Annotated in this window: 14 protein-coding genes; 8 read left to right on the top strand and 6 right to left on the bottom strand. The window is 53.0% G+C overall.

Annotation, left to right across the window (positions count from 1 at the left end):
- Positions 1-134: 134 nt before the first annotated feature.
- The 3 genes from AC1EKS_RS05820 to AC1EKS_RS05810 all read right to left on the bottom strand — a co-directional run bounded on the left by AC1EKS_RS05820 (position 135) and on the right by AC1EKS_RS05810 (position 6,140).
- A complete protein-coding gene (locus AC1EKS_RS05820) occupies positions 135-2,504 on the bottom strand; it encodes a glycogen/starch/alpha-glucan phosphorylase (RefSeq protein WP_481009383.1) in 2,370 nt (789 codons plus the stop codon).
- Between the two features lie 171 nt (positions 2,505-2,675).
- Positions 2,676-4,409 (bottom strand): glycoside hydrolase family 13 protein, encoded by a 1,734-nt coding sequence (locus tag AC1EKS_RS05815; RefSeq protein ID WP_481009382.1) that lies wholly within the window; start codon positions 4,407-4,409, stop codon positions 2,676-2,678.
- A gap of 216 nt (positions 4,410-4,625) precedes the next feature.
- Positions 4,626-6,140: a DEAD/DEAH box helicase gene (locus AC1EKS_RS05810; protein ID WP_481009407.1), complete on the bottom strand. Its 1,515-nt coding sequence runs from the start codon at positions 6,138-6,140 to the stop codon at positions 4,626-4,628.
- Between the two features lie 358 nt (positions 6,141-6,498).
- On the opposite strand from AC1EKS_RS05810, the gene AC1EKS_RS05805 reads away from it, so the two are divergent.
- The gene (locus AC1EKS_RS05805) at positions 6,499-7,104 is read left to right on the top strand and encodes a ferritin-like fold-containing protein (protein WP_481009381.1); all 606 of its coding nucleotides are present in this window, start codon (positions 6,499-6,501) and stop codon (positions 7,102-7,104) included.
- A gap of 125 nt (positions 7,105-7,229) precedes the next feature.
- Here AC1EKS_RS05805 and AC1EKS_RS05800 read toward each other — a convergent pair whose 3' ends face one another.
- Positions 7,230-7,457, bottom strand: coding sequence for a DUF3107 domain-containing protein (locus tag AC1EKS_RS05800; RefSeq protein WP_481009380.1), 228 nt, complete (start codon positions 7,455-7,457; stop codon positions 7,230-7,232).
- A gap of 243 nt (positions 7,458-7,700) precedes the next feature.
- On the opposite strand from AC1EKS_RS05800, the gene AC1EKS_RS05795 reads away from it, so the two are divergent.
- Together AC1EKS_RS05795 and AC1EKS_RS05790 are read left to right on the top strand one after the other, a co-directional pair.
- Positions 7,701-10,982 carry a PD-(D/E)XK nuclease family protein gene (locus tag AC1EKS_RS05795; protein ID WP_481009379.1) on the top strand — a complete coding sequence of 1,094 codons (3,282 nt, stop codon included), beginning with the start codon at positions 7,701-7,703 and terminating at the stop codon, positions 10,980-10,982.
- Positions 10,979-14,464 carry a UvrD-helicase domain-containing protein gene (locus AC1EKS_RS05790; RefSeq protein ID WP_481010308.1) on the top strand — a complete coding sequence of 1,162 codons (3,486 nt, stop codon included), beginning with the start codon at positions 10,979-10,981 and terminating at the stop codon, positions 14,462-14,464. The genes AC1EKS_RS05795 and AC1EKS_RS05790 overlap by 4 nt, the downstream gene beginning before the upstream one ends.
- Here AC1EKS_RS05790 and AC1EKS_RS05785 read toward each other — a convergent pair.
- A complete protein-coding gene (locus tag AC1EKS_RS05785; RefSeq protein ID WP_481009377.1) occupies positions 14,457-15,629 on the bottom strand; it encodes a phosphotransferase in 1,173 nt (390 codons plus the stop codon). The genes AC1EKS_RS05790 and AC1EKS_RS05785 overlap by 8 nt on opposite strands.
- A gap of 478 nt (positions 15,630-16,107) precedes the next feature.
- Here AC1EKS_RS05785 and AC1EKS_RS05780 point away from each other — a divergent pair, with 478 nt between their 5' ends.
- The 5 genes from AC1EKS_RS05780 (at position 16,108) to AC1EKS_RS05760 (ending at position 24,051) form a co-directional block, all read left to right on the top strand.
- Positions 16,108-16,446, top strand: a complete 339-nt coding sequence (locus AC1EKS_RS05780) for a hypothetical protein (RefSeq protein WP_481010307.1) — start codon at positions 16,108-16,110, stop codon at positions 16,444-16,446.
- A 156-nt stretch (positions 16,447-16,602) separates the two neighbouring features.
- Positions 16,603-17,103: a PH domain-containing protein gene (locus tag AC1EKS_RS05775; protein ID WP_481009375.1), complete on the top strand. Its 501-nt coding sequence runs from the start codon at positions 16,603-16,605 to the stop codon at positions 17,101-17,103.
- Positions 17,104-18,786, top strand: a complete 1,683-nt coding sequence (locus AC1EKS_RS05770; protein ID WP_481009374.1) for a PH domain-containing protein — start codon at positions 17,104-17,106, stop codon at positions 18,784-18,786.
- A gap of 265 nt (positions 18,787-19,051) precedes the next feature.
- Positions 19,052-21,724 (top strand): YhgE/Pip family protein, encoded by a 2,673-nt coding sequence (locus AC1EKS_RS05765; RefSeq protein WP_481009373.1) that lies wholly within the window; start codon positions 19,052-19,054, stop codon positions 21,722-21,724.
- Complete coding sequence (locus AC1EKS_RS05760) at positions 21,721-24,051, top strand: YhgE/Pip domain-containing protein (protein WP_215522848.1); 2,331 nt, start codon at positions 21,721-21,723, stop codon at positions 24,049-24,051. The genes AC1EKS_RS05765 and AC1EKS_RS05760 overlap by 4 nt, the downstream gene beginning before the upstream one ends.
- A gap of 104 nt (positions 24,052-24,155) precedes the next feature.
- On the opposite strand, the gene AC1EKS_RS05755 is transcribed toward AC1EKS_RS05760, so the two are convergent.
- On the bottom strand, positions 24,156-26,447 hold the full coding sequence (locus AC1EKS_RS05755) for a YhgE/Pip family protein (protein WP_481010305.1): 2,292 nt from the start codon (positions 26,445-26,447) through the stop codon (positions 24,156-24,158).

Here is a 26,447-nt window from a genome sequence, read left to right as displayed (position 1 = left end):
AATCCGGCGGGTGGAGAAAAATCTTCCCCACCCGCCGGATTTATAGTTGCAGTTCCTAGCGGGAAATCCGTCAATATCTTATGAGGATCCCAGGTAATACCGCTTAGCCAATTCCGGTATCAGCTGCGGAAAAGCTAGATTTTTTCCGGATGAATCTTCCACACCTGACTGGCATAGTCACCGATAGTGCGGTCAGCGCTGAAACGCCCGGATTCACAAATGTTGATCCAGCATTTCCGTGCCCATTCGATCTGGTCAGCGTAGTCTAGAGCTGCCCGGTCACGCACCTCGCGGTAATCAGCAAAATCACCCAGCACATAGTACACGTCTGCAGGTTCGTATCCGTTAGAATCCAGAAGCGAACCTAGCAGATCATGGAATAGGCCGGTACCATCATCATCCAAGGTGCCATCGACAAACGCGTCCAAAGTCCGTTTGAGTCCCGGAACGGTTTCATACAGGTGCCGAGGATCGTAACTGCGCCGCAGCTCTGGTAGCTCTTCCTCTTTCGCCCCAAAAATGTAGGCGTTTTCTTCCCCGACCGAATCCACAATCTCGACGTTCGCGCCGTCTAAAGTGCCCAAGCAGAGCGCGCCGTTCATCATGAATTTCATATTGGAGGTACCCGACGCCTCTTTACCGGCAGTAGAAATCTGTTCGTGGATATCGGCTGCCGGAATAATATGTTCCGCCGGCGACACATTGTAATTTTCGACAAATACTACTTGGATAACTTCGGAAACCTCAGGATCGCTGGCGATCAGTTCCCCAATAGTGTTAATCAACTTGATAATGGCTTTAGCGCGTACATATCCGGGTGCAGCCTTTGCTCCGAAAATAAATACCCGATGCGGCCACGGTTTCTGCGGATTTTCTTTGATTCGGAAATACAAATCCAAAATATAAAGCGCGTTTAACAACTGACGTTTATATTCGTGCAAACGCTTAATCTGGACATCGAAAATCGCTGCCGGATCAATCTTTTCTCCGGAGCGTTGCTCTAACCACTTGGCGAAATCCCGTTTGTTATCGGCTTTCACCCCTATTAGCTGCGCCATCACATCGGAGTCATCTGCCAGGTTACGCAGGCTCTTGAGCTGATCCATATCGGTCACCCAATCGGTAGAACCCAGCTTTTCGGTAAGCAGACTGGCCAGGCGGGGATTGCACTGTTTAAGCCAGCGCCTCGGAGTAACCCCATTGGTCTTGTTGTTAAATTTTTGCGGCCAAATCTCGTACCATTCTTTCAAAGTTTGCCGCTTAATGATCTCGGTGTGCAGGGCGGCGACCCCGTTAATCGAAAATGCGGCATAGCAGGCAATCCACGCCATGTGGATCCGCCCGCCATGAATCGGTGACATGTAGTCGATGCGGGCAGCATCAAATCCGAGGGCTTCTAGCTCCATACGGAAACGGCGGTCAATTTCGGCTACGATCTCCAAAATTCGCGGGAATAGCCGCTGGAAAATGGCGTATTCCCAGGTTTCTAGAGCTTCAGCTAGCACCGTATGGTTGGTGTAGGCGAAAGTGTTCTGTACTATCTGCCAGGCACTTTCCCAATCCATCCCGTGTTCGTCAAGCAAGATTCGCATCAGTTCCGGAATTGCCAGTACCGGGTGAGTGTCATTTAGCTGAATGCAATTGTACTTAGCGAAATCATGCAGGTCATCGCCGTGGTGCTTCACGTAGTTCTCTACCATGTCCTGCAGGGACGCAGATACAAAGAAGTATTGTTGGCGTACCCGCAGTACTTTACCTTCAAAAGTAGTGTCGTTGGGGTAGAGCACCCGGCACAGGTCGGCAACCCGTTCCCGTTCAATAATCGCATCGGTGAAACGCTGCGAGTTGAAAGCCTCGTAGTCGAACTCTTCCATCGGCTCTGACTTCCACAAGCGCAAAGTATTTACGTTGTCAGTGCCGTAACCGGTAATCGGCATATCGTAAGGAATCGCCCGCACCTGCATATCTGCAAAGCTAATAAACCGCGGTTGTTCCTCCCGGCGAATAACGAAGGGATAGCCTTCCTCCATCCAGGGATCCGGGTGTTCGCGCTGGTTTCCGTTTTCGAAAGACTGTTTAAACAGGCCGTAACGGTACAAGATTCCATATCCGCGCACCGGCAGGTTCATAGTGGCGCAAGAATCCAGGAAACAGGCTGCTAGGCGTCCCAGGCCTCCGTTGCCGAGGGAGGCATCGTGTTCGGCCTCTAGCACGTCGGTGAGGTTCATCCCGAAGGCGTTAGTAGCCTTTTTAGCTTCTTCGAGAAGTCCCAGATTAACCAGGTTGTTGAGCAGGGCTCTGCCCATTAGGAACTCTGCCGAGAAGTAATGCTCTTGGCGTCCCGCCGCATACTTGTCGGTAGTTTCTTCCCAGTTGTCAGCGATGCGCTCTACGATCGCTTGCGACATTCCCGTCCAAAACTCCATGGGAGTAGAGTCTTCGGCGCGACGTCCAGAAATAGAACGGGTAAATGAACCTAAAGAATGGGTAAGGTTGTCTGCCATATTCAATCTCCTTGCAAAACTACAATTCCAGGCTATCGGTTAAAGATAAAATGACCGACCTAAAACCAGGTTTTTGGTAGTGTCATTAGTTACACCTGTTTTATAGGGGGTAATAATCCGCCTGAACAGCTCTTTTAGGGGCTATTTGAAGTGGTTTAGGCCATAGAAGACCTAGATTTCAATCCATAAAGTTTGCCCCGGCGCAATTTGGTTTTCACCGCGATTGTGCGAGGTGGCGGCAGGAGCTATCCCCGGGGTTGCCAGCACGGTTTTTGCCGAATTCCCCAGCGCTGCCTCTGGCAGCGGGCGCCAGCCCACCCCCAGGTTAGCTACCACCACCACTTGGCGGCCGCTCGCCCCGCTAACCTGCAAAGCCAGTACCTCGGGATCGCTTTCTAACCAGGTAGCTTCCCCCATTCCTAGGCCGAGGTCGCGCCGGACAGCAAGCATTTTGCGATAAAAGTGTAACGGGGAGTCCGGGTCAGCTTCCTGTACCTGGACCGATAGTTTGCCCCATTCATCCGGCTGCGGCAGCCAGGCCTCTTTCGCACCCGCTGGTGAAAATCCGAAGTTAGAGCCGGGATCATCATTCCAGGGGAGCGGTACTCGGCAGCCATCGCGTCCTCGTACCCTAAAGCCAGAACGCTTCCAGGTGGGATCTTGCCGAGCATCGTCTGGCAGCAAGGTGGCATCTGGCAGCCCCAGTTCTTCCCCGTTATAAAGGTAGATAGAGCCGGGGAGTCCCGCTAGGAAAGCAGTTGCTGACAGGGCGCGATTCAAACCGGTTTCCCGATCTGGTTGCGGGTCGGTTATTCCGATGCCATTTTCAGTATTCGCCCCGCTGGGGTAGCCGAAACGAGTGGCATGACGAACTTTGTCGTGGTTAGAAAGCACCCAGGTGGCGGGGGCTCCTACCGAGGCGGATGCCTCTTGGGTGCGTCGGATTACCTTCCGCAAAGCATCGGGTTCCCAGGGGCAGTTAACTACCGAGAAGTTGAAGGCTTGCGACATTTCATCTTCGCGCACATACAGAGCTTCTTGTTCCGGAGTATTCACCCAGGCCTCAGCCACTAACATCCGGTTGCGGCCATATTCGTCCAGTACTGCGCGCCATTCGCGGTAAATGTCGTGAACTCCGGGCTGGTTATAGAACGGCCCCACATCCGGGGCGCGGCCGTTATCACTGTCCGGGCCGGAATAGTTCAGGCGATCTGGACCCACGGTGTCATCGGGCAGCGTGGGATCCTTAACTAGGCCGTGAGCCACATCCACTCGAAAACCATCGACCCCGCGATCCAACCAAAAACGCAGGTAAGAGCGGAAGAACTCGTGAACCTTGGGGTTTTCCCAATTGAAGTCAGGTTGGGAGGCATCGAAAATATGTAGATACCACCAGTCCCGGTCGCTGGCTTTACCGGTTAGGGGTTCGACTTTTGACCAGGCGGATCCGCCGAACATAGAACCCCAGTTGTTGGGGGTGGTATCCGCGCATTTGCGGAACATATACATATCTCGCGCCGGATCTCCCGGCTCTGCGGCTAGCGCTTGCTGGAACAGGGGATGATCCCAGGAAGAATGGTTAGGAACCACGTCAATGATGGCTTTCATTCCGCGCTCATGCAGCTCACCGAGTACTTTATCGAAAGTCTCCAGGTCACCATATTCGGGATTTATATCTAAGTAATCGGCAACGTCATAACCGGTGTCGTGTTGGGGGGAAGGATAGAAAGGAGAAAACCAGACTGCGTCGATTCCTAGTTTTTCCAGGTAATCAAGTTTTTCTAATACCCCGGCCAGATCGCCAATCCCATCACCGTTGGCATCGGCAAAAGAACGGGGATAAACCTGATAGATAGCGGCGCTGCGCCACCACTGATCCCAGTCACATCGTTCAACGCGGCTCATAGACTACTCCTCTTTGGATAGTTAGTGCTGTTAGTTCGTTTTAGCTGGTGGCAGGGATATTTCCCGTCGCGGCCCGGCTCCTGTTTAGTTCCTCAAATTCTATGAACTTGTCCCCGAGATATCGACTTATTCTCACCGGTGTAAGTGTTTTGGCATTTTCTCTCAAGTAACAGCTAATGCAGATTTGCCTAAAGTTATTTGTAGGCGAGCACCGGGCTAGTCTTCACTACCCTTGCGGCGGCGCCGACGTGCCCGACGCGGACGGGGCTGACGCTGGGTGCCGGCACCTTGGTGACTATCGCGTTCCCGGCGCCGATCACGTCCGCCTCGCGAACCCTTTCCGCGTCCCGAGCGGCCGCGAGAATTTCTCCCGCGTCCATTCCGGCCCTGTCCGCGCCTTGAAGAACCGGTTTCCCCCAGATCTTCTAGTTTTTCCGCGGATAGACCGGCACGTTTGCGCATAGAACGCGGCAGGCGTGCCCCCGCTTCCTCGGGAATATCTAAATCGGTATAGAGGTGAGCGCTGGTGTGGTAGGTTTCCACTGGCTCTTCTTTGCCCAGGGAAAGCTCTTTATTGATCAGTTTCCAGCGAGGCACATCGTCCCAGTCCACAAAGGTAATCGCGGTTCCAGAATTTCCGGCGCGACCGGTACGTCCAATGCGATGGATATAGGTTTTGGCGTCCTCGGGGCACTGATAGTTAATTACGTGGGTAACATCGTCGACATCGATGCCGCGAGCCGCCACATCGGTTGCTACCAGCACATCAACTTTTCCGTTCCTAAAAGCTCGTAGTGCCTGTTCGCGGGCTCCTTGCCCCAGGTCACCGTGGAGCGAAGCAGTCGCGAAACCGCGCTGCTCCAAGTCGTCTGTCACCCGGGCAGCGGTGCGTTTAGTGCGCGTAAAGATAATGGACAGCCCGCGCCCGCGCGCCTGCAGAATCCGCGCCAGCACCTCTACTTTATTGAGGGCGTGGCAGCGGTAAATCACTTGCCGAGTGGTTTTTACCGTCGCTCCTTGATCATCGGGATCTTGCGCGCGAATATGAGTGGGATGCTCCATATAACGCCTGGCTAAAGCCACTACCTCGCCGGGCATAGTGGCTGAAAACAGCATAGTGTGGCGATTTGCGGGGGTGCGCGACAGTAGTACCTCTACATCGGGCAAGAACCCCAGGTCTAACATTTCGTCGGCTTCATCCAACACCATAGTGCGTACCGATGACAGGCTCAGATGTCCCTGTTTCATCAAGTCAATCAGGCGACCGGGGGTGCCCACTACGATCTCGACACCTCGTTTTAGCGCCTCAATCTGGGGTTCGAAAGCGCGCCCCCCATAGATTTCGCAGATACGTACATTGCGATGGGAAGCCGCCTGCGCGGTTTCCCGCGCCACCTGGATGGCCAGTTCGCGGGTGGGCAACACAATCAGAGCCTGCGGATGGCCGGGATCTAAGAGGTCTTCGTAGCCGTCCTCACCCGGGCCTACCACTTCCTCAAGAGCAGGAAGCGCAAACCCCAAAGTTTTACCGGTGCCGGTCTTAGCCTGGCCGATAATATCGTGGCGCTCTAGCGCTACCGGCAAAGTTAGCGCTTGAATCGGGAAGGGGTGGACGATTCCGGCATCTTTAAGCGCCTGGCAAAGCGGAGCCGAGACCCCGAAATCGGCGAAAGTTTTTTCGGAAAGATCCATCGAGGAATCGCCCACTACGTCGGCTTCCGCCTGCTGAATTTGCGGCTCGTGCGCCGCGGAAGTATCAGCGATTCCACTGGTCGTTAGTTTATTTTCTTCAGTTGTCAATCGAATACCTTTCACGGGGAGTTTTCCCCTGGAACTGTTAAGGTAGCCGATCGCGAAAAATCTTGGCTCTGTGCAGCAGAGCCCGGCACATGTGCCCTATAAAAAATACTTCGTTTATAAAAACGATCGGTCAACCCGTCTTCTTCCCATCCATCCTAACCTACCGTCCGGGACGGTAAACAATATGGGTAACGCAACTTACAGTTTGATAGCAGCTTTTTGACAGTCATCAGGCCCGTAGTGCCGCCAAAATCGAGAATCAAACCCGCAAGCGCGTTAATCTAAGAGGGTGAGTGATGCACAAAGACTAGGACTTATCGGGTACTTCACCTTGGCAATGCAGCAGCGGCTAGCAAAAGACGCTTCGCTGTGCCCCACGGTAGAACAAGAAATCGCTTTAGGACGTATGTCAGCGCAGGCATGGGAAAACTATCAGCAGGTTGCTCAGGCCAGTAAAAAGATCGGTGTTGATCTAGCCGAAGAGATGAAGCAGTATCTGGGGCTAACCATCCAGCTAGAGGAGCGCCTGCGCCCTACTGACTGGTATGAACGCCTAGTTAAAAGTTACGTAACTATTGGGGCGATGGCCGATTTTAACCACAGCTTGACCGGGGGACTTTCCCCGCAGGTGCAATCGGAACTCTTAGAGGTTGCTTGGGATTGCGGGCATGAAGCATGGGCAGTACCGGTAATTACTCAGGCGTGCGCGACCCAAGCGACGGTACCTGCTCGACTGTCTCTATGGGGACGGCGGGTACTCGGGGATGTACGTTCTACTTTCCGCCAAGCCATTGTGGGGTATCCCGATCTAGCAACTGAGGGCGGGGAGGATATCCCGGAGGAAATCAAGGAGCATCACCGCGCCCGCATGGAGCGTACCGGGCTAAAAGCCTAAAACTCCAGTAGAGGCCCCAAAATAACGGGTGGACTAACCCGACCAGTATTCTGGCCGGGGCCGAAAGCCTGCCTCAGCTGGCTTTCGGGTATAGCAGGTAGAAAAAGTCTCGTTTTAGCGGGTGCTTACCCGATTCCAAATCCCACCCGTTGCGGCTGGGACTCGCTTATCTGGCAGTAGGCGATTACTCGCGGGTTGATCAGGACCTGCTGTCCTTGCTTATTGGTGAGCGAGAGCAACTCTTCCGGTTTATCTAAAGCTGCCTGCAGGGTAGCTTTGATCTGTTCAGCTTCCATTGCTACTTCCAGATCCAAAGTTTTGGCTACGCCTTTAAGCCCCAGTGAGATATTCACATTTCCCTCCGTTTATCTATTTACTAGCCTTATCCTACCTGTAGGGCGCGACTAGGTGCCCGCTTGCTTGCTAACAGCTAAAGCTTTCAAAAAATAATAGCTTCTTATACCGGGCTTTTGCCTGCAACAAACAAACTGCAATAGCTGATACTTTGTGGAGGTAACTAGCGGGCGCCGGGATCTAGGTGAGGTGCTAAAAACAAATCGATACCGAGAAAGCACCTTTTCCCTATAATTGCACGCATGGCAACCTTTTCTCTGCGCTCTGTTCCTTTCCCAAAAGAATTGGAGATACCGGAGCTAAGTGAAAAGGAAAAGGCTCTGCTTGACAAGCTAGAATCGCCCAGTTCTCTAATAGTTTGTGGACCTGCTGGCAGTGGGAAAACCGTATTAGCTCTGGCCGCTATGAAACTGCTGCATAAACGCGGCAAGCAGATAGTGGGGATAGCTCCTTCACGCTCACGCGCAGAATATCTAAATACTGCCCGGACTAGCCGGAACTTACCTATTTCTCGTCCCTTTATTACTCCGCCGGCCCTGGCTTTTCGGTTGTTACAGCAGTTTGCAAGTAGCCGGCAGCAACAGCTTCCAGAACCGGTGCTGTTAACCGGTTCTCAAGAAGATGCCAGAATTCATGAACTGTTAAGACAGGTAGAGGCGCCTTGGCCGGAATATATTAGCCCCGAGGTCAGACAAAGTGATTACTTCTGCTCGGAAATGCGTGCCCTGTTTGCTACTTGTGCCCATTGGGGGATTAGTGCCCAAAATCTAGATGAGTTAGGGCGCGAACTCGCGGTTCCCGAATGGCAGGCGGCTGCGGTGTTACTTAGCCAATATGAACCATCTTTTAAAGACAACAGTTGGGATGCTGCCCGGATGCAAGATCGCGCGGGACAGGTGTTGAACCGTTGGGAACAAGACGCTGCTTTGCTAGCGCCACCGCAGCTGCCAGATTGGGTGGTGCTGGATGACCTGCAAGATTGTCCTGCCTCTGCGGTGCGGCTATTAGCAGAAATGGGTAAGCGGGGCACTAAAATTTTCGCCCTCTATAACCCCCAGGTGGCAGTAGAAACTTTCCGCGGCGGGTATCCCCACGGTGCCAAATACTTAGCAGAACAGCTAAAATGCCCCCAGGTAACCCTGGATAAATCCTTTCGGGAAACCCCCGGGGGACTAAACCTTTTAGACCCGCTGGCTAGCGAGACTGACACGGATAGCGCGCGGGAACAAAAGTTCGCGGAGTTTTCTACTCTGTCTTCGCAGGCGCGTGCCATCGCCGAATACCTGCGCTACCAGCACTTGAACCGTCATATTGCCTGGACAGATATGGCAGTTATCGCCCGTAACCATTCCCAAATAGATGAAATAGTTTCGCTTTTGCGGGGGCTAGAAATTCCGGTAAACGAGCGCCGGCGGCCTATACTCTTCAAAGCTAACCAGGTTACCGGCGCACTATTGTCGCTTTTCACCTTGCCGGGACAACGCGAGCTCGCCGAGCTGCGCGCGAGGCGAGATCCCAATGCTTCCTATGAGGAAATTTCTTGGTCTGGAGAAGAATATTTCCTAGATGAAAATCTGCTTTCCCCGCGCGGTAAAACCATCCGCAACCTATTGCGCTCTCCGCTATTTTCCTTAGATTCCCTCCAGATGCTGCGCCTGGAACGTGCCCTGGTGGGAGCCGGGATAGCGTTAGAAGCCAAAATGGAAGAGTTTTATGCTGCCATCGGCACTCCCCGCTTCCCCCTTACTCAGGTGCAAATGGTCGAGGGGGGAGAGATATTTATTCTTTGTCACCAGGTATTAACCGCGGCGGTGTCAACTTTGCGGGAACCGCCCCTGGTGGTTTTAGAAAAAATTTGGTCATTGTTAAATCTGGAAGAGGGTTGGTGTAAACGGGCTCTAGACGGAGAAGATTTCGCCGATCAGGCCTTAGACGCGGTGATTGCCCTGGTGCGTCATGCCGAAATTTGGTCACAGCGTCACTTAAATGCTGATATGAGCGACTACTGTAGGGTGCTCTTGCGGCAAACCCAAGCCGAGGACGTGCTGACTGAAACCCACGGGGTAGGCTCGGCGGTAGCATTAGAAACCGTATTTTCAGCAGCGGGACGCACCTGGGATACCTGCGTATTAATCGGGATGCAGGAGGGAGAATGGCCGGCGACATCAGAGCGGGGTTCGATGCTGCGTTCTGGGGAAATTTCTGATCTTCTGCACGCGAATGCGCTACTAAGCCCCACTGGAAAGTTGCAGCTAGTTCCGGGAGAATCTCGCCGGCGTGCCCTGGAGACAGAACGCTGCTTAGCCCGGTGCGCCCTCAGCCGCGCTCGCACTAAGATGCTGGTAACGGCACGTTCCGACTCTGAGGATGTCCCCTCGATATTTTTCGAGACTCTGTGTAAACGCTTGGAAAAAGGTAAGTTTGTTGCCGCGCAATACCTGGGCAGCGAATGGGAGCAAAAGACAGGAACTCTCGCTGAATCGGCTGCGGAGAATGTTGGTCGCCAGCAGTTATTTCCCTCTTTACGTTCTTTGGTGGGGTATTTACGGGCAGTACTGGCTGGTAAACCGGATCCCGAAACTCGCCAAAAAGCGGTGGAAACTTTGGCGTATCTAGCTTCCCAGGGAGCCGAGTTCGCTAACCCTAATACTTGGCGTCAGATAGGAATAGATAAAAGTTGGTGGACCAACCCGGCAGGATTGAAAGTCGGCGGTAGCCGGGCAGCTGTATCTCCTTCTACTTTGGAGCAGCTGAACGAGTGCGAGTTTCGCTGGCTGCTTTCGCGGCGGGGAGGACAGATAATTCAGCCTACCGGTAACGCTGCTTGGGGCACTCTAGTGCACCTAATTGCAGAAGAAATGACGGATAGCACCTTAGAGGAGCGCCTAGAGTACTTTTACTCGCACTGGCCGCAAGAAACGAAAGCTTTCTTTTCCCGCCAGGATAGGAAAAAACGAGAAGAAATGGTGCGGCGCCTCAGCCGTTATTTAGATGAACATAAAATGCCGGCGGTAACCGAACTTAGTTCCTATGCGTTTATAGCAGACTCGGCGGTGCTCGCCGCCCGGATAGATCGTTTAGAAGCCGGTGAGGAGGGGATTAGGATAGTTGATTTTAAGACGGGTAAAACTCCCCCCGCCGAAAGAGAAATCGCTGACCACTTGCAACTTGCCTGCTATCAATTGGTTTTAGAAGCCGCGCTAAAGGCAGGCAATCAGCGATCCCGGGAAGTGCTGGCGCCGGTGCTAGCTGTAGCAACCGAGCAGATTCAAAGCGCCAGTTTGATCTATCTGTCCAAACATATTAGGAAAACTCGCGGGGTAACTGATTACGAAAAAATACCTAAAGAAATGGTGCAAAATCCCCTAACTGATGAGCAAAAAGCACTATTGGTAGACAATGTTATGCACGCGGCGCAGGTGGTTTCCGGATCGGTATTTCGGGCAGTTGAGAATCAAAATTGTGACCGCTGTGCTCTGCGTTCTTGCTGTCCCCTACAGAGCGAAGGTGAACAAGTACTATGAGTAACGATCAGACGATCAGCTACTCCCCGGCGCAGATTGCCGCAGCGATTGGGCAATATCGTCCAAACGCTGATCAGGAAAAAGTTATTACTGCCCCCATTGACCAACCGATGATGGCGATCGCCGGGGCGGGAGCTGGAAAAACCGCCACTATGGCTTTTCGCGTGGTGTATCTGGTGGCTAATGGCTTGGTTGCTCCAGATCGGGTGCTGGGGCTGACTTTTTCTAATAAGGCCGATGTCGAACTGGGAAGCCGTCTCCATAGTTATCTGCAGTTACTGGCCGGCAATCCCGATTTTCCCGAGGTGGCCGACTATCTTACCGATAGTGAAACTGGTGGGGTAACTTTGCCGGTAACTGCCACCTATAATGCTTTTGCCAACCAAATTGTGCGTCAATACGGTTCTCGGCTGGGGGTCTCCCCGGCCTGCACGCTCTTGGATGAGGCGCGACGCTGGCAGATTATGTATGAGATTGTCAGCGAATGGCCAGGGGAGCTGACCACCGACAAGAGTATTGCTACGACGGTAGCCAATGCTTTATCTCTCGGCTCCCAGTTACGCGACCAGCTATTAGATGGCGAGCAGTTGCGAGCGGATTTAGCACAGATGCGGGAACTGTATAGCTCGGGGAGGCAGGCAGGAAATTCCAAGAAACCCAATGCCGGTATGCAAGAATTCTTGGAGTCTTTGACCCATCGGGGAGAACTGCTAGATATTTTTGCAAGCTACGAAGAATATAAGAAAGAAAATGGCTACCTCGAATATGCCGATCAAATCTACTATGCGGCCATGTTGGTAGCGCGTTTTCCCGATATTAGGAAAACGCTCCGGCAGCGCTATGACGTAATTTTACTGGACGAGTTTCAAGATACTTCGGTAGCGCAACTTAAACTATTTTCAACTATTTTTACCGGTAAAGGAGCGATGGCAGTCGGTGACCCCAATCAGGCTATTTACGATTGGCGGGGAGCTTCCGAACTGTCAATGCGAAATTTTTTAACCGAATTTGGGGTGCCGGCCGAAGAAACCAACAATCATATTCAAGATATGCCGATCACCTACCGCAACCGGGAAGCGATATTGCAGGTAGCAAACCAGGTGGTGCAGCCTTTAGGTAAGCTCGCAGCAGGAGAAAGCGCGCAGCAAGTTGAAGCACAAATCAGAGCCCTGGTTGCAGTTCCTAGCCCGGAATATAAATTTGGTTCCGCGCCTATGCCAGAGGACTTCGCCGCCCCGCCCTCCGCTATCAAAGCTAAAGAGCTGGTTACCTGTCCGCAAAAGCAAGACGATCCCGGGAAAGTCCAATTCTACTTCGCACAAGACTGCGAAGAAGAAGCGGAATTAGTGGCGGATTTTTTTGCCGAACGCTGGGGCAGGCGAGACGAAATAGCTCTCAAGAATAAACAGCTGCCAGCGTCTAAGCAGGAAAGTCTACCCACGGGGGCTATCTTGCTGCGTAAACACTCCCAAGGACCGCTAATCACCCAGGCTCTGCGCCGGCGAGGACTTCCGGTAGAAATCACCGGGGTAGCGGGACTGATCTATGACCCGGCAGTTGCCGATGTAATCGCCGCGCTGCAAGTATCTGCAGATGCCGGCCGGGGCGATTCTCTTATGCGCCTAATCAGTGGTTGCGGGGTGAGCCCGGCCGATATCGATCTTTTGTGGCGGTGGGCCAAACATTTAGCTAACCCCGAGGGGATCCCAGACATTGAGCCTCCAGCCTTCTTAATGGATGCGCTAGATAACTTACCGGAGCCGGGGTGGACTCCCCCCGGAGCGGGCAGCGGGTTTAGCGAGGAAGCACACCGGCGCCTGAATATCTTGCGCTCCCAGCTAGCTACGGTGCGCCGTCACCTTCATGATCCTCTGGGATTATTGGTGCAACGCACTATTTTCGCCTTGCGCCTGGACCTAGACGTTAAAGTTCGTCCCGATGGGGGAGTATCGCAGCGCTGCCTCGAAAGCTTTGTGAAGGTCGCTCGCGAATACGAAGCCACCGGGGTGAGCGTAAATCTTCCGAGCTTTTTAGATTGGCTCAGGTTAGCTGACGAACAGGGAAGCGGCCTAGACATGCCGCTACAAGAACCTGACCCGAATGCTATCCAGATCATGACCATCCACGCCGCCAAAGGGTTGGAATGGACCTGGGTAGCGATTCCGGGGCTCGATGAGAACCGTACCTATCAGGGTAATCTTCCCAAATCGCCTTTTAAGGTAGGAAATGGCACCTGCAGTGAATCGTCTTGGATTAAGGATATTGCGATGATCCCCTACGATCTGCGTCCAGACAAGCAAGTGCTTCCTACTATTGAGCGGGGCCTGGAAAACAGCAACTACGATTTTGAAAGTCAACCATATTCGACCAATGCCAAAGTGTTGGACAGCTATAAGTGTGCTTTAGGTTTTACCTCGCAGTTAGCGGACCGACGTCTGGCTTATGTCGCTTTTACCCGCGCCGAGTCGCAATTACTAATTGGAGGGAGCGCGCATACTGCCGCGACCGTAACCGAGCGCGTTCCTTCCCAATTTTTGGCGGAAATAGATACCACTGGAAAAATGCGGGAGCTTCGTAACCGGGAGCCGGCAGCAGATGACGATTGGGACCCGGCCCCGCGCGAAATCTTGTGGCCTACGCCCCCGTCCGGGCAGCTATCGCGACTATCAAGTGCCGCGTCCGAGCTTAGTGGCTTAATCACCAAGATTAATAATGATCCCTTCTTAAATCGGCTTTTAGCTACCAGCAGTGAAGAAGAAGCTTTAGACATGGCAAGCAGTCATTCGGGTTGGATGCGGCAGGCGGTACAGCTAACTCGCGATCAACAAGCTGAACTGCAAGCTCGCTGCGTAGTGGAGTTGCCAATTTCTAGCGGAGTTACCCGAGCTAGGCGCCTACAGGCGGACCCTGCTGGTTTTGCTCTCAGTCAGCGTCGCCCGCTGCCTGAATTTTCCACCGGGGGCGCTACTTTAGGAACTTTATTCCACGAATGGGTAGATCAGGAGCTGCGCGGGCTTGTTTATTCCTTGCCCCCGGATTTAGATGCCGGGCTGGCCAAATCGCTGCGGTGGTTACAGCAGAAATGGAAATCCGGGAAAGTACATCCTGATCGTGGGTGGGAATATCTGGAGTCCGAGATCGAGTTCGCGGCTCCTTTGCAGACCAAATTGGTGGCACGCATTGATGCGATTATGCGTAATCCTCACACGGGTCAGCCCACGATCATTGACTGGAAGACTGATTCCTTAACCTTTGATAGTTCCGGCGAGATTGCCGCTGAAAGTGAAGAGAAGGTAGCAAACTATATGCGCCAGATCAATACTTATCGCTTGGTGTATGCCTATTCTCGCGGGTTGCGACTGGAAGATATCGAAGCCGGGCTATATTTTGTGCGCTACGACTTGCTGTGCGACCTGGACGATTGGCGTAAGCGCCTAGATCTACCGCAAACGCTCGAAGAACTATTCCCCGACTTTATCTAGGACTAGGCGTCCCGTCTTGTTCTGCTGCAGCTGGCGGATCGATCTCGTTTTTGGACGCAGAGTCGTGATCAGCCGGTAGAGGCTCACTCGCGGGGGATTCTTCGGGAGCGTTGGTTTCGTTTTCCTCGTGCTCCTTTGGATACTGTTCTAGATCCTGTCCGTTTTCCTCCTGCTGGGGTTCATCCTGTTCGCTTTCCTTACCCTCCGGTGGATCCTCAAGCCCGGAGTTTTCGCGGAGGGCGGGTAGCAACCCGGTGCTATCCAAAGTATCGGCCAGCTGCGAGATCAACTCGCGAGCGTCAGCAATAATGCTTTCGTTATTTTCTCGTACTCCATGCATCAGCCATTCCAAGAGCACCAGCTCGGAATTAAGCTCGATTCGGGCGCTAAGTTTGGGGTCTTCATATAGCCGTAGCTGATGGTATTGCGCTAGCAGTTCGCGGGCAAACTCATCCGAGGAGGAGGAAACTACCCAGGCTAGGTCGCGGGCAGGGTCACCGAATCTAGCTTGTCCAAACCCGGTTATCCCGGTAATTGTTTCGTCCTCTATATATAGGTATGCCTCTTGCAAATCTGCGTGGATGAAGGCGCTGGCAAATCGCCACAGGGAAATATCTTCTAAGCGTTCCTCCCAACGTTGCCAGAGCCGCGGCGGAATGGCCTGGGTGGAAGCGGCTTCATCTAGCAGGCTCAGCCAGCGTCGCCGAATCTGATCGGCAGTGAAAGCAGGGCGGTCGGCAGCTTGTAAAACCCGGGCGGGAAGATCATGTAGGGCGGCCAGCGCGCCTCCTAGAGAAGCGGCAAGTTTATCTGAAACCGTCAAATCTTCAGAGCGGGCGGGTCTGCCCGGGAAGGCGGGATGTACGAGGGCGTGTTTTCCTCCCACTATCCGCACCGTATGTGCGGGCCAAGGCAGGCAGAAGGGTAAGCGGGCGCCATCATGGGAGAGCGCTTCCATAATCTGACTTTGGATTTGTAACTGGAGATCGCTGTGTTCGGTAAGGGGACAGGTAACTAGCCATTTACGATCAGCGGTGTCTTCGACTGCGCATACTCGCAGATCCTCGGTTTCAAACCGTGGTGAGCATAGCGAAACGAAGTCAGTGTCGGGAAGTGCAGCGGCTGCCATCGCCGCTAATGGAAGGAAGTTGTCCAAGTCATTCACGGTTTTAGGTTATCAACTACGCCGGAGTTGTGGGTTTAAGCCAGGGGGAGTTCTTCTTTTTATATGGGACGTGCCTATAGGAAATGGCTTCACCGCGAATCTTTCCGGCGGAGTTTCGCGTTGCGGATATTAGAAGGGATAGCCCAAAAGCAACGATAAAAATTGATGTGACGCCACGCACCAAATGGTTTGAAGTGATGAGAAAGTTATTAAATAGAGCCCATGTAGCTTTGATTTCTAAGAAAAAATATGCAAAATATCCATTACTTACCAGATGGTAAAAATTAAAAGAATAATCTATCTGTAATCAACGATGGGATTATTAATGCAGGTAGAAGTTGATTTATTAAAACTTAACGACTTTCCACTCAATAAGTTTTTACGAAATGTGACGTAGATCACGCATAAATTTGGGCTATTAGCTTGCTTTCATTTGACCGGGTGGTAATATTAATACCAACAAGAAAGAATTCAGGTCATGAGGGAGACTGAAATGAACAAGGGAACTTCGATTAAGAAGATGGCTGCTTGCGGGATTGCTGCTGCGGCTTTGATTCCTGCTGGCGTGCTGACCGCACAGGCTGCCGAAGGGCTGTCCAATGATGGCGTTCAGACCACCGTTCAGATTCAGGCTCGCACGACCGAGGTTAGCGGCAACCTAGCCGCTAACGATGTTGATGCTACGGCTTATGCGGCCAACAATCTCTCCGCGATTGACCGCATGGGCGGCGCCGGCTCCCTTGCCGGAATCGTTATCTTGGGTGGTATCGGTGCAGCCGGTGCTATTAGCCTTACACGTTCCTTCATGATCGGGTAGATCCTCTTACTACCTGATAAAAACCCCGGGCACCCCTCAACTGCCCGGGGTTTTTCATATCCATTTTTGGTGATAGCTAGGAGCCGTAGGCGATAGGCGTTTTCAAATTATGGGGAGCAGACGGCGCTGATAATATGAAAGCAAAAAGGACTTTTGATGGTTTCTTCTCAGTTAGATCCATTTGCGCCGGCAGGGGTGAGGTTTCGCCCGGTTTCTCTAGAGCTGATAAAGGTGCGTCTGGCAGCTGTGGCGTTTTTCTTGCTGTGCTCAGCTGCGGTGGCGATTATTTTATTTTTCTTACTGCCGCAAAAGTGGATCGGTCTCCTGCTAATCGCGGTGGTGGTGGCAATTGCTCTTTGGCTGCTGTGGCTAATTCCGCGGCAAGTGCGCGCTATGGGGTGGGCAGTTACCGGAACTGACCTACAGATTAGGCGGGGAATAATGTTTAAGTCCCTAACAGTGGTGCCTTTGGGCAGGCTGCAATATGTGGATGTAGAAGAAGGCCCGATTGCTCGTCACTTTGAGATCGCGCAGGTCAAACTGCACACTGCCTCGGCTCATACCGATGCGCAGCTGCCGGGAATACCCCGCGAACAAGCCGCCCAGCTGCGCGAAGAAATCTCCGAACTGGCCGAAGCCAACCTTGAAGGTATTTAGATGGCCGATCAACACCGCGATTTTATAAAGGAAAACCCGCGAGAACTTCTAGGGGATAACCGCGCCGTAACTGCAGATACAAACCAGTCTGTTACTGAGGCCGAGTCCGATAGCCGCAGCAGTGCAGAATACTCCTCCTGGCGTCGGGTACATTGGCTGACTCCGCTACTGCAAGTATCGCAGGCATTAGTGATCATTCTGGTAGTGGTCCTTACCCAATCGCTAAATAACCTGATTATGCTGGTCAAGAGTCTCCGAGAGAATTTGCCGGGACATCCCATGTTATTGCTGCTGGTAGTAGCGGTTCCGCTGGCGATACTAGTGCTCTTAATCGTCTACCTTTACTTTGCGTGGCGAGCGACTTCTTGGAAAATAACCGCCACCGATGTGCAATATCGTCGCGGGATTTTCTTTAAAAAACACCGGAAGATTCCCCTGGATCGGGTGCAATCAGTAGATGTTTATCGGCCGCTAGCTGCCCGCATTTTTGGCTTGGGAGCGCTGCGGGTGGAGTCCGCGGGTGGCCAAGGCTCGCGGGTAGAAATCCAGTTCCTGGCCAATAAATATTTAGATCAGGCCCGGCGAGAAGTAGTAGCTCGTATCGCTGGGCGCTCCCTCCGTGATGAAACCTCTCAACAGACGGGAGCTAAAGGCCTGGCTGGCACCGATCTTTTTGCCGAGGACGACTACCACCTAGCCGCAGACGAATACGAAGTTTATCGGGTTTCACCAGGACGTCTGATAGCCTCCGTGCTGTTGACTTCGCAAACGGTCTGGTTGCTGATAATGGCGCTGATTGTGGCGATTGGCGCTATCGTAGTGTTCATCATGGCGGATCTAACTGTGCAGGGGTTAGTCGCGGGAAGCCTTATCCCCACCATTATTTCCATTGGAATTATTCCCCTGATGATACTGTCTTATGCCTGGTCACGTTTTAACTCCGGTTTCAATTTCAGCGCCAATATCACTCACGATGGGATTCGGATTACTTCGGGTCTGCTCGCTCTAAAATCCCAGACCTTGCCGCCCGGACGTATTCATGCCATCCGGTTTATCCAACCGCTACTGTGGAGACCTTTCGGCTGGTGGCAAGCAGAAGTTACCCTCGCCGGGCATGGGGTGGAAACCAGCGGTAACCAAAAGAAACAAGCTGCCGACAATCTACTTTTGCCAGTGGGAACCTTGGAACAGGCAAAAGTTATTTTGCAGATGGCGATCCGAGATTTAGGGGCCAGTGAGGGCGCAGCAGCCGACAGGCTACTGCAGGCGGCTTTTAACGGCAAGAACTCAGGTTCGGAATCGAAAGTTATATTCACTCCTTGCAGCGAAAAAGCCAAGATTCTAGATCCCCTTGCGCGCTTTCGTCGCGCCTTTGCTGCCACCGCGACCGTGCTTATCTACCGTGACGGGTGGCTGCGGCGCAAAGTTACCTTCGCACCCCACGAACGCGCCCAATCGGTTACTACCAGCGCCGGTCCCCTCCAGCGAAGCCTAGGACTGGCGGGTGTGCGCCTAGATTTAGTACCCGGTACCGCCCAGATGAAAGTTCCACACCTAGATGCAACGCTGGCAGCTCAACTTGCTGAACATGAACTGGCGGTCTCAAAAATACGTTCCCAAGTGGAGCCGAATGCCCAGTGGGCAGAGCGTATGCTACAAACCCTCCGCCCTACCGGACAATAATTGCGACGTGCTTGCGTGCGGGGCTGGCTCGATAAAAGTACTCCAGGGAACCCCATTTTTCTCGCTTCAGCGTGAATGGAGATTGATAACAGGAGGCTAAAAAGCGTGTTTCCGACTAAAAAAGATGGTGACAACGCGTGTGCCTCTGACCTGAATCAGGCGGTGAACGCGCAAAACTTAGGCATACCCGGATTCTTCCGCGCAGTATTTCAAATGGGTAACAACATGCATTGTCAGAACTTCAACACAAGGTTATGATTACAGGGTGAAAGATAGCTGGCGGGTGCTGACTCGTGATGTAAAGCGGATTTTTTCGGTTCCGCGATCGCTGATTATCATCATCGGTATCTTGGTCACTCCAGCCCTATACACTTGGCTAAATATTTTGGCCTTTTGGAACCCCTATAACGCGACAGAAAACCTGCCCATAGCAGTAGTGAATAACGATGTGGGGACGGAATCCGCACTGACTGGTGAGCTCAATGTTGGCGACCTGGTAGTCGACAAATTATCAGATAATAAGCAGCTCGGCTGGCAGTTTACAGATCAAGCCACAGCCAATCACAAAATCAGAACCGGGGAAGTTTATGCGACTTTTGTCATCCCCAAGACCTTTAGTAAAGACTTAGTTGATATTTTCAGTGGCAAACTCGATCAGCCGACCATCGAATACAACGTGAATGAAAAGAAAGGCGCTATTGCGCCAAAAATTACTGATGTGGGAGCAAATGAACTCGATATTCAAATCACGTCAACTTTCCGGGGTCAGGTTGGAGAAGCCATTGCGCAGGCTTTACGCGACGGTGCCTTAGAGATTGACGCTAATGTTGTTGGTGCTCAGGGCAGCGCTTTAGATGCTTTGAGCGGTATTAACCGGGATCTGACCGATGCGCAAGGCACCTTGGATTCCGCCAGTGCATCTTTGACGGGTTCCTTACAGACTATGAAAAAAGTCCGGGCTACGCTGGCTGCAGCTGACCCGGCATTGGCTGATGTTTCCGCGGCTTTGAGCGATGCGCAAGACATTTTAAGGACGGTCGTCTCTGATGCTTCCGAATTTGCTGCAATGGCGGGGCAAGCCAGTATTAACGCCCAAAAAGCACTCAATGAATCCTCGGCGGCGGCAGATTCGGCGGTGTCAAATGCGACAAATAAACTCACCGAAATAGACTCACAGCTGGAATCCGGCATTAAACGGGCGAATACTTCGATAGAAAAAATGCGGGATCAGATTGCGGTTTTGGAAGGATTCCCGCAAACACAAAAGCTCGCTGCGGAGTTGAAAACCCAGCTGAACGAGATGCAGGACCTGCTCAACAAGATCGGGAAAACTGGGTCAGATGCGGCAAAGGCTAGCCAGGATTTGCAGGCACTGATGAAATCCTTTGATCAGGCTCTGACCAACGCGCAACAGGCTGCCACTAATCTGCGCGAACAGTCTACTCGAACCGCATCTCAGTTAAATGCCCAGGTAACGCAGCTTTCGGCGCAGCTGGGAGCCATCAAATCTGCGGTGAGTACCGCGCGGATTTCCCTTAAGGAAATTTCGGCGCTGACCCACGGAATCGATGATCAGATTGTAGACACACAAAATGTGCTTGATCAGGTGCAGAGCAATCTCAACGCGCTGTCCAATATAACCAGCGGAGCTCAAACCGATGTGGCAACTCTCGCTACCGCGCTCCGGACGGGGAGCTTGAAAACAATCATTGGGTTGGATCCGACCAATATCGGACGTTACCTGACCTCACCAGTAAAGTTCGACCAACAGACGCTTTTTCCCATCAACTCTTATGGTTCGGGAATGGCTGCCATGTTCATCAATCTCTCCCTGTGGATTGGTGCGCTTATCCTGGTCATTATTTTCCGAGTAGAAGTCGATAAAGAAGGCTTTGACTGGTTGAGTTTGCGCTCGGCTTATCTGGGGCGATTCATGCTCTCCGGGGTGCTTTCTATAGGGCAGGGGTTGATAGTCAGCGTGGGCAGTTTGCTGCTGGGAGTGCAGGCGGCAAATGTTCCCGCTTTCATCGCTACTTCCATGCTGATCGGACCGTGTTATTTGGCAATTATCTATGCCTTGGCAGCCGCATTCAGTCACGTGGGGCGCGCCCTGGCAATATTGCTGGTGGTGTTGCAGATTCCCGGTGCCTCGGGTATCTATCCGATTGAACTCATGCCCAGATTTTTCCGCCAGCTTTCCCCGGTGCTCCCGTTTTCTTACGGCATCGACGCGATCCGAGAAACTATCGGTGGGTTCTATCACGGGCGTTTCTGGCATGTTATGACGGTTTTATTGCTTATGAGCGTCGCTGTGTTCCTTCTGGGGTTTGTGGGGAGACGTCGTTTCGGTTACTTCACCCAGCTGTTCTATGATGATTTGGCTCGCACTGAACTGGTCGTGAATGAAGACGTTCAGCTGCAAAGTCGCGGTTACCGCTTGAGCAACATCATTGCGCTGCTGGCGAACCGGAAAGAATTTTCCACCCGTATCCGGCAACGTCAAGAAGAATTCAATGCCCGCTATCACGCTTTGATTAATGGAGTGAGCAGCGTGGGGATTTTGGGACTGGTTGTACTCGGGATGATTTCCTGGCTCACCTCCGCCAGTAAGCCACTGCTCCTGGGGATACTAGCGATTTGGGGAGTGGCCATCATGGGGACTCTGGTTGGCGTAGTGGTACTAAAGAGTTCCATCGAACGAGCCGAGAGCTTATCACATCTGACGGAAGATGAACTTTTCGAGAGCCTAGCTCGCCAGCGAGAAACGAATGTTGCTAAAACCGAAAATCGATCGGAGAGCCAAAGCAGCGGAGATTACCGCAGCCGCAGTAAACGTCACCTCATTAGCGCGTCTGTGCGGGCAGACGCTGTGGATGAAAGTACTGAGAAGCCGGCTGGCGAAACCGATGCCTCCGCAACTAGCGAGGAGCCCCGATGAACGAAGTACTTTTCATCATCCGAGACGATTTCCGTCAGATTCGCGGCAGTATCATGGTTCGGATTTCCATGGTTCTGTTGATTGCCGTGCCCTTGTTCTTCACCTGGTTCAACGTGCTGGCGACCTGGGATCCCTTCTCAAATTCGGGACGGCTGAAGATTGCCGTGGCTAACACCGATGAGGGTTACACCAGTAAAATACTGAACGTCAAAGTCAATGTGGGGAATACGGTGCTAAAGGAACTGGCAGTAAATGACCAGTTTGATTGGGTAATAACCAGCAAAGATAAGGCTTTGGAGGGTGCGCGTTCGGGGGAATATTACGCGACAATTGTGTTACCACCGGATTTTTCACGGTCCATGTTTACCTTCTATGCCGGCGGAGCTGCCCCGGCAAATATCACGCTGCACACCAATGAAAAAAAGAACCCGCTTTCAGCTAATCTCACTACGCAAGGCGCTCAGGGGGTCACCGCGCAAATCAACACGACTTTTTCGCGAACCTTGGCAGAAGTGGCCGTAGGTATTGCTGAGGACGTGTCCTCTTATATAGACACTGCTGACACTCAGGCAGCTCTGGATCGGCTGAGTAACCACCTCGAAACCCTATCTGCGGAACTGAATTCCGGGGCGAATACCGTTAGTGCTCTGTCAACTTTGATAGGTTCGGCGGTGCCGCTAGCCACCGGAGCAAAACAGTTGGCTGCGGGGGTACAGGACTCCTTCGAGGGGGCTGTTGACTCCACATTTGATTCCAGAGGAAAAGGCGCCGCCGGAACAACCAATCCCTTCACATCCGTCTCTTCTCGGCTCGATGATGCTGTGCGACTGGCTGAAAACAATATTTCCGACCTGCAAAAGCAGTTAGACAAATTGCTGAATTCGGTCAATAGCGCCAGCCAAAGCAGTGCGGACACAGTCGAACAGCTTAAGACCTTGTTGGATAAGCAAAACGCTGGCTTCCAACAGACGCGGGACGCGCTCGAGCGTGCTCTGGGGTCGGAAGGGGCGGATTTAGTAGGGAAGGATCCGGCTGTCGACCGATTCTTGGCCGAGATGGATGCGGCGATTGCTCGTCAACAAATCCTGGCGGAGCGACTGGGAAGTATTGCGGCTGACCTGCGCAGGGGAGTAACTGTAGATTCTGACCTGAGAAAGAAAGCCCGCCAAGCCATAGCAGATGCGCAAAAAGCTATTGACACCGCTCGGTCCAATTTTGAGAAAAACTTACAGCCAAAGATTGAAGGTCTGCGTAAAAATCTGGATTCTGCCGGAGAAAATGTGAAGGTTTTCCGTTCCTATCTGCAGCAGGTGCAAGCCGATCTTTCGGACAGTGCGGGCGGGATGATTGCGAGTATGCGTCGCTCCCAAAAAACCCTGGACAATACCGCAAAACGGATGCGTGACGGAGCCCGCCGCTTGAATCAGGCTCGGGAACAGATTTCGTCTGCCCAGGCGAAAGGGGACTTGAAAAAAATCGCCACCACGCTGGGAGCTGACCCCAAAGATTTTGCCCGCCTAATTTCTTCCCCCATAGCGGTAAAACGCAATGCGGTGTTCCCCGTAGCCACCTTTGGGGTGGGGATGACTCCGCTATTCACCGTTATAGCCCTGTGGGTTGGGGCGCTGCTGGCGGGGGTTTTCCTGCGCACTGACGTTTCTGAGAATGTGGCTAAACGCTACCTGGCCAGCAGGGGAGCCCGGAAAGATCCTGACGCAGCTACTGGTGCGGATGCGAATGCGGAGGAATCTTCCCGGTTGGAAGGGGCGGAAACGGAACCTAGCGAAACAGTATCGACTCCATCCGCAGAAAAAAAGCCTATATTTACCGGGGCTCAAGAGTACCTGGGCCGTTACCTTATGTTCTGGGTAATTGGGATGGCGCAATCCACATTGCTGATGGTCGGGCTAATTGTGTTTGTGGAGATTGAACCAGCCCATCCCTTCCTGCTGATTTTGGCAGGCTGGGTTATTTCCACTGTGTTTACCGTTATTGTTTATACACTCGTCGTGGCACTTGCTAATGCGGGTAAAGCCTTAGCAGTGCTGTTGCTGGTGTTACAGATTTCTGCTGCTGGCGGAGCCTATCCGTTGGAACTGCTACCGCAATGGTTCCAAAACATCAGTCCCTGGCTGCCCGCCACCTATGCGATTAACTTGATGCGTTCGGCTATCGCCGGGATTTACGCAGGGGATTTTGCCTATAACCTGGTGATAATCCTGCTATTCCTGATTCCGAACCTGGTGCTCGGACTGGTTTTACGGCGTACGATAGCCGGGCGGATCCACGATATGGCTAAAGAGGTTGAAAAAACGAAAGTCATGTAGCCAAAGTGGAGTGAGCGAGGAGGCTAGGTTTTTCCCCGCCCCTACTTGAACGGGAGGAAAAATCCAGCCTCCTCGCGCCCTGGCAGCCCCGCTCCGCCGCACAATCAGCTAGGCAGGTTTTCTTTGGCTTGGTGAGTGCGCTGGTCGTAATCTTCTACGCTGTTGTTCGATTCCCCACCTAGCGGGGATGACACCAGAGGAACTTTCTTGAAGGTTAGCGCCGGGTCATAGGGCATGGGGCGCTGACCTTTGCGGCGTGCCGATGCGATCATAGTCGCCACCCAGGACAGTAGCGTCCAGATCCCCAGCACTACTAGTGCTTTGCCGAAATGTAGTTCTCCGCCCGCAATGGCCGCGCGAATAGTGCGCGCCACATGGGTCATGGGGAACAGCGGGCTAAGGAACTGGAAGAACTTAGGGGCAGTTTCTACCGGGAAAGTAGCCCCGGTGGAAGTGATTTGCAAGCACAGCAAGATCACCGAAAGCGCACGTCCGCGGTAGCCTAAGGCGGCTACGCATGCCTGGTTTACCGCCACGTATCCGATAGAGGCCAGTACCGCTATCAAGATTAAGGCCCCGAAGTTTTGGGCATCTAGCTTCAAGAATAGTTGCAGGCCGGTCACTACCGTGATCGCTTGCAGTGCGCCAAAGAGCGCCCCGATGGACATGGAACGGAAACCGCAACGCCAGAAACTTTCTTCCGGGCGGCGCCGCAAATCTAGGGCGGGGAAGATCAAGAAGATGGCGATCCCGCCGATCCACAGACACAGCGCCATGAAGAAGGGGGCGAATCCGGCACCGTTATCATGTACTGGGTTTTCTCGTACAGATTTTACGTCTGCCACCCCGCTCGCAGCTTTAGAGACTTTTTCTGCCTGTCCCCGGTCAACGGTGGGAACCTGATTAGCGCCATCGCGCAGCCCATCTTCAAGGTCAGAGGCGCCGGTGGTGAGCTTGTCGATTCCGCCAGAAAGCTGCTTTCCGCCCTCGGAGGCTTTACCCGCCCCCTGGGAAAGCGAATCGAGGCCGCCGGAAAGAGAACTGGCGCCCGCGCGCAGCTGCGCAGAATTCTTATCTAAAGTGGCCGCACCAGAAGCAAGTTTGCCTACCCCTTGTTGCGCCTGATTTAGCCCGTTCGCCAGCGCAAAAGTACCATCTTTTAGGGTTGGTTTTTGCTTTCCGGCTTGAGCCGGCGGGGTGAGGGCGGTTTGCCGGCTAAGTTCATTAACGCCGCGTTCGGCTGCGTTGAGTTTCGCCTTGAGTTCCTCAGGCTTTAGCTTCGATAGCTTACCTACACCTTGGAGCAGTCCCTGCGCCTGCGTGATCTTGTCAGAAAGCTGTTGTAGGGTCAGTCCCTGGTCTTTAGCCATTTTGGCTAAGGGGGCGCACTCGGGATAGGAGGGAAGCATTGGGAGAGGAACCTGCTTGCACTGGTCAACGGCTCTCTTAAACTGGGTTAGAAACTGGGAAATCTTAGCGATGTCGCCCCCAGAAGCGGCAAGGGGAGCGAGGGTGTCAACCAGGTCGTTCCCGCTTTTAGCCAGTTCCCTAACCTGGGGTTGCATGGCGGCTACCTGTTGGTGAATCTGGTCAACGCCGCCATCAACTTGCTTAGCTCCGGCGGCCAGCTTCGGCATATTGCCATTGAGCTGCCCTAGACCGGAGTTGAGGCTGGAAACCCCGCCGGTATAGGCGGTGATTCCATCGCGTAGTTTCAGGGAACCATTGCGGATTTTAACGCTGCCATCAGCGAGATCTCCCAAGCCTACCACCAGGGTGTCGGCTCCGTTTTCTAGCTGAGTTCCACCTTCACTAAGTTGACCAGCACCGGAGGCAGCGTCCAGGAATCCCTCTTTTAACGGACCGGTGGAAAGTAAAAGTTGATCGATATATCCGGAGGCTCCCTCGTGAGATAACGCGGCTTGCAGTGCTAAAGCAGCGGAAGTGGCCATCGTTCCCTGCAAATAGTTCACGGCGTCATCAGTGCGCAGTTCTAACTGAGCTTTCTTGCCTGGAACTTGTGCCTGGGGGTCTGCCAGTTTCGCGTAGGAGCTGGATAGATTATTGGGAATCAGCAGGAGGGCTTTATAGGTTCCGTCTTCTAGACCTGATTTGGCTTGGGGGAGGGAAGCTTTTTTCCAGTCGAAACCGGGGGCATCGTTCTTATAGAGTTCTTTTTCCAGACTTTCGCCCAGGTTGAGGGTTTTTTCGCCATTTGCACTGGTGGCGGTAGCTGGCTGATCCAGGTTTACCACCGCCGCTTTTAGCAAGTTGACCCGTTGCATCGGGTCTTCGTATGCCCAGGTAAACAGGCCGGAATACATTAACGGAATCACCAGGATGCCGAGAATTACTATCACGTTGGAAAGAGTGTTCCAACGGTATTTCTTCTCCAT

The organism is Varibaculum sp. C0165D1, assembly GCF_056590355.1.
The sequence above is the reverse complement of the archived record's forward strand: the minus strand, read 5'-3'. Positions and strand labels throughout refer to the sequence as shown.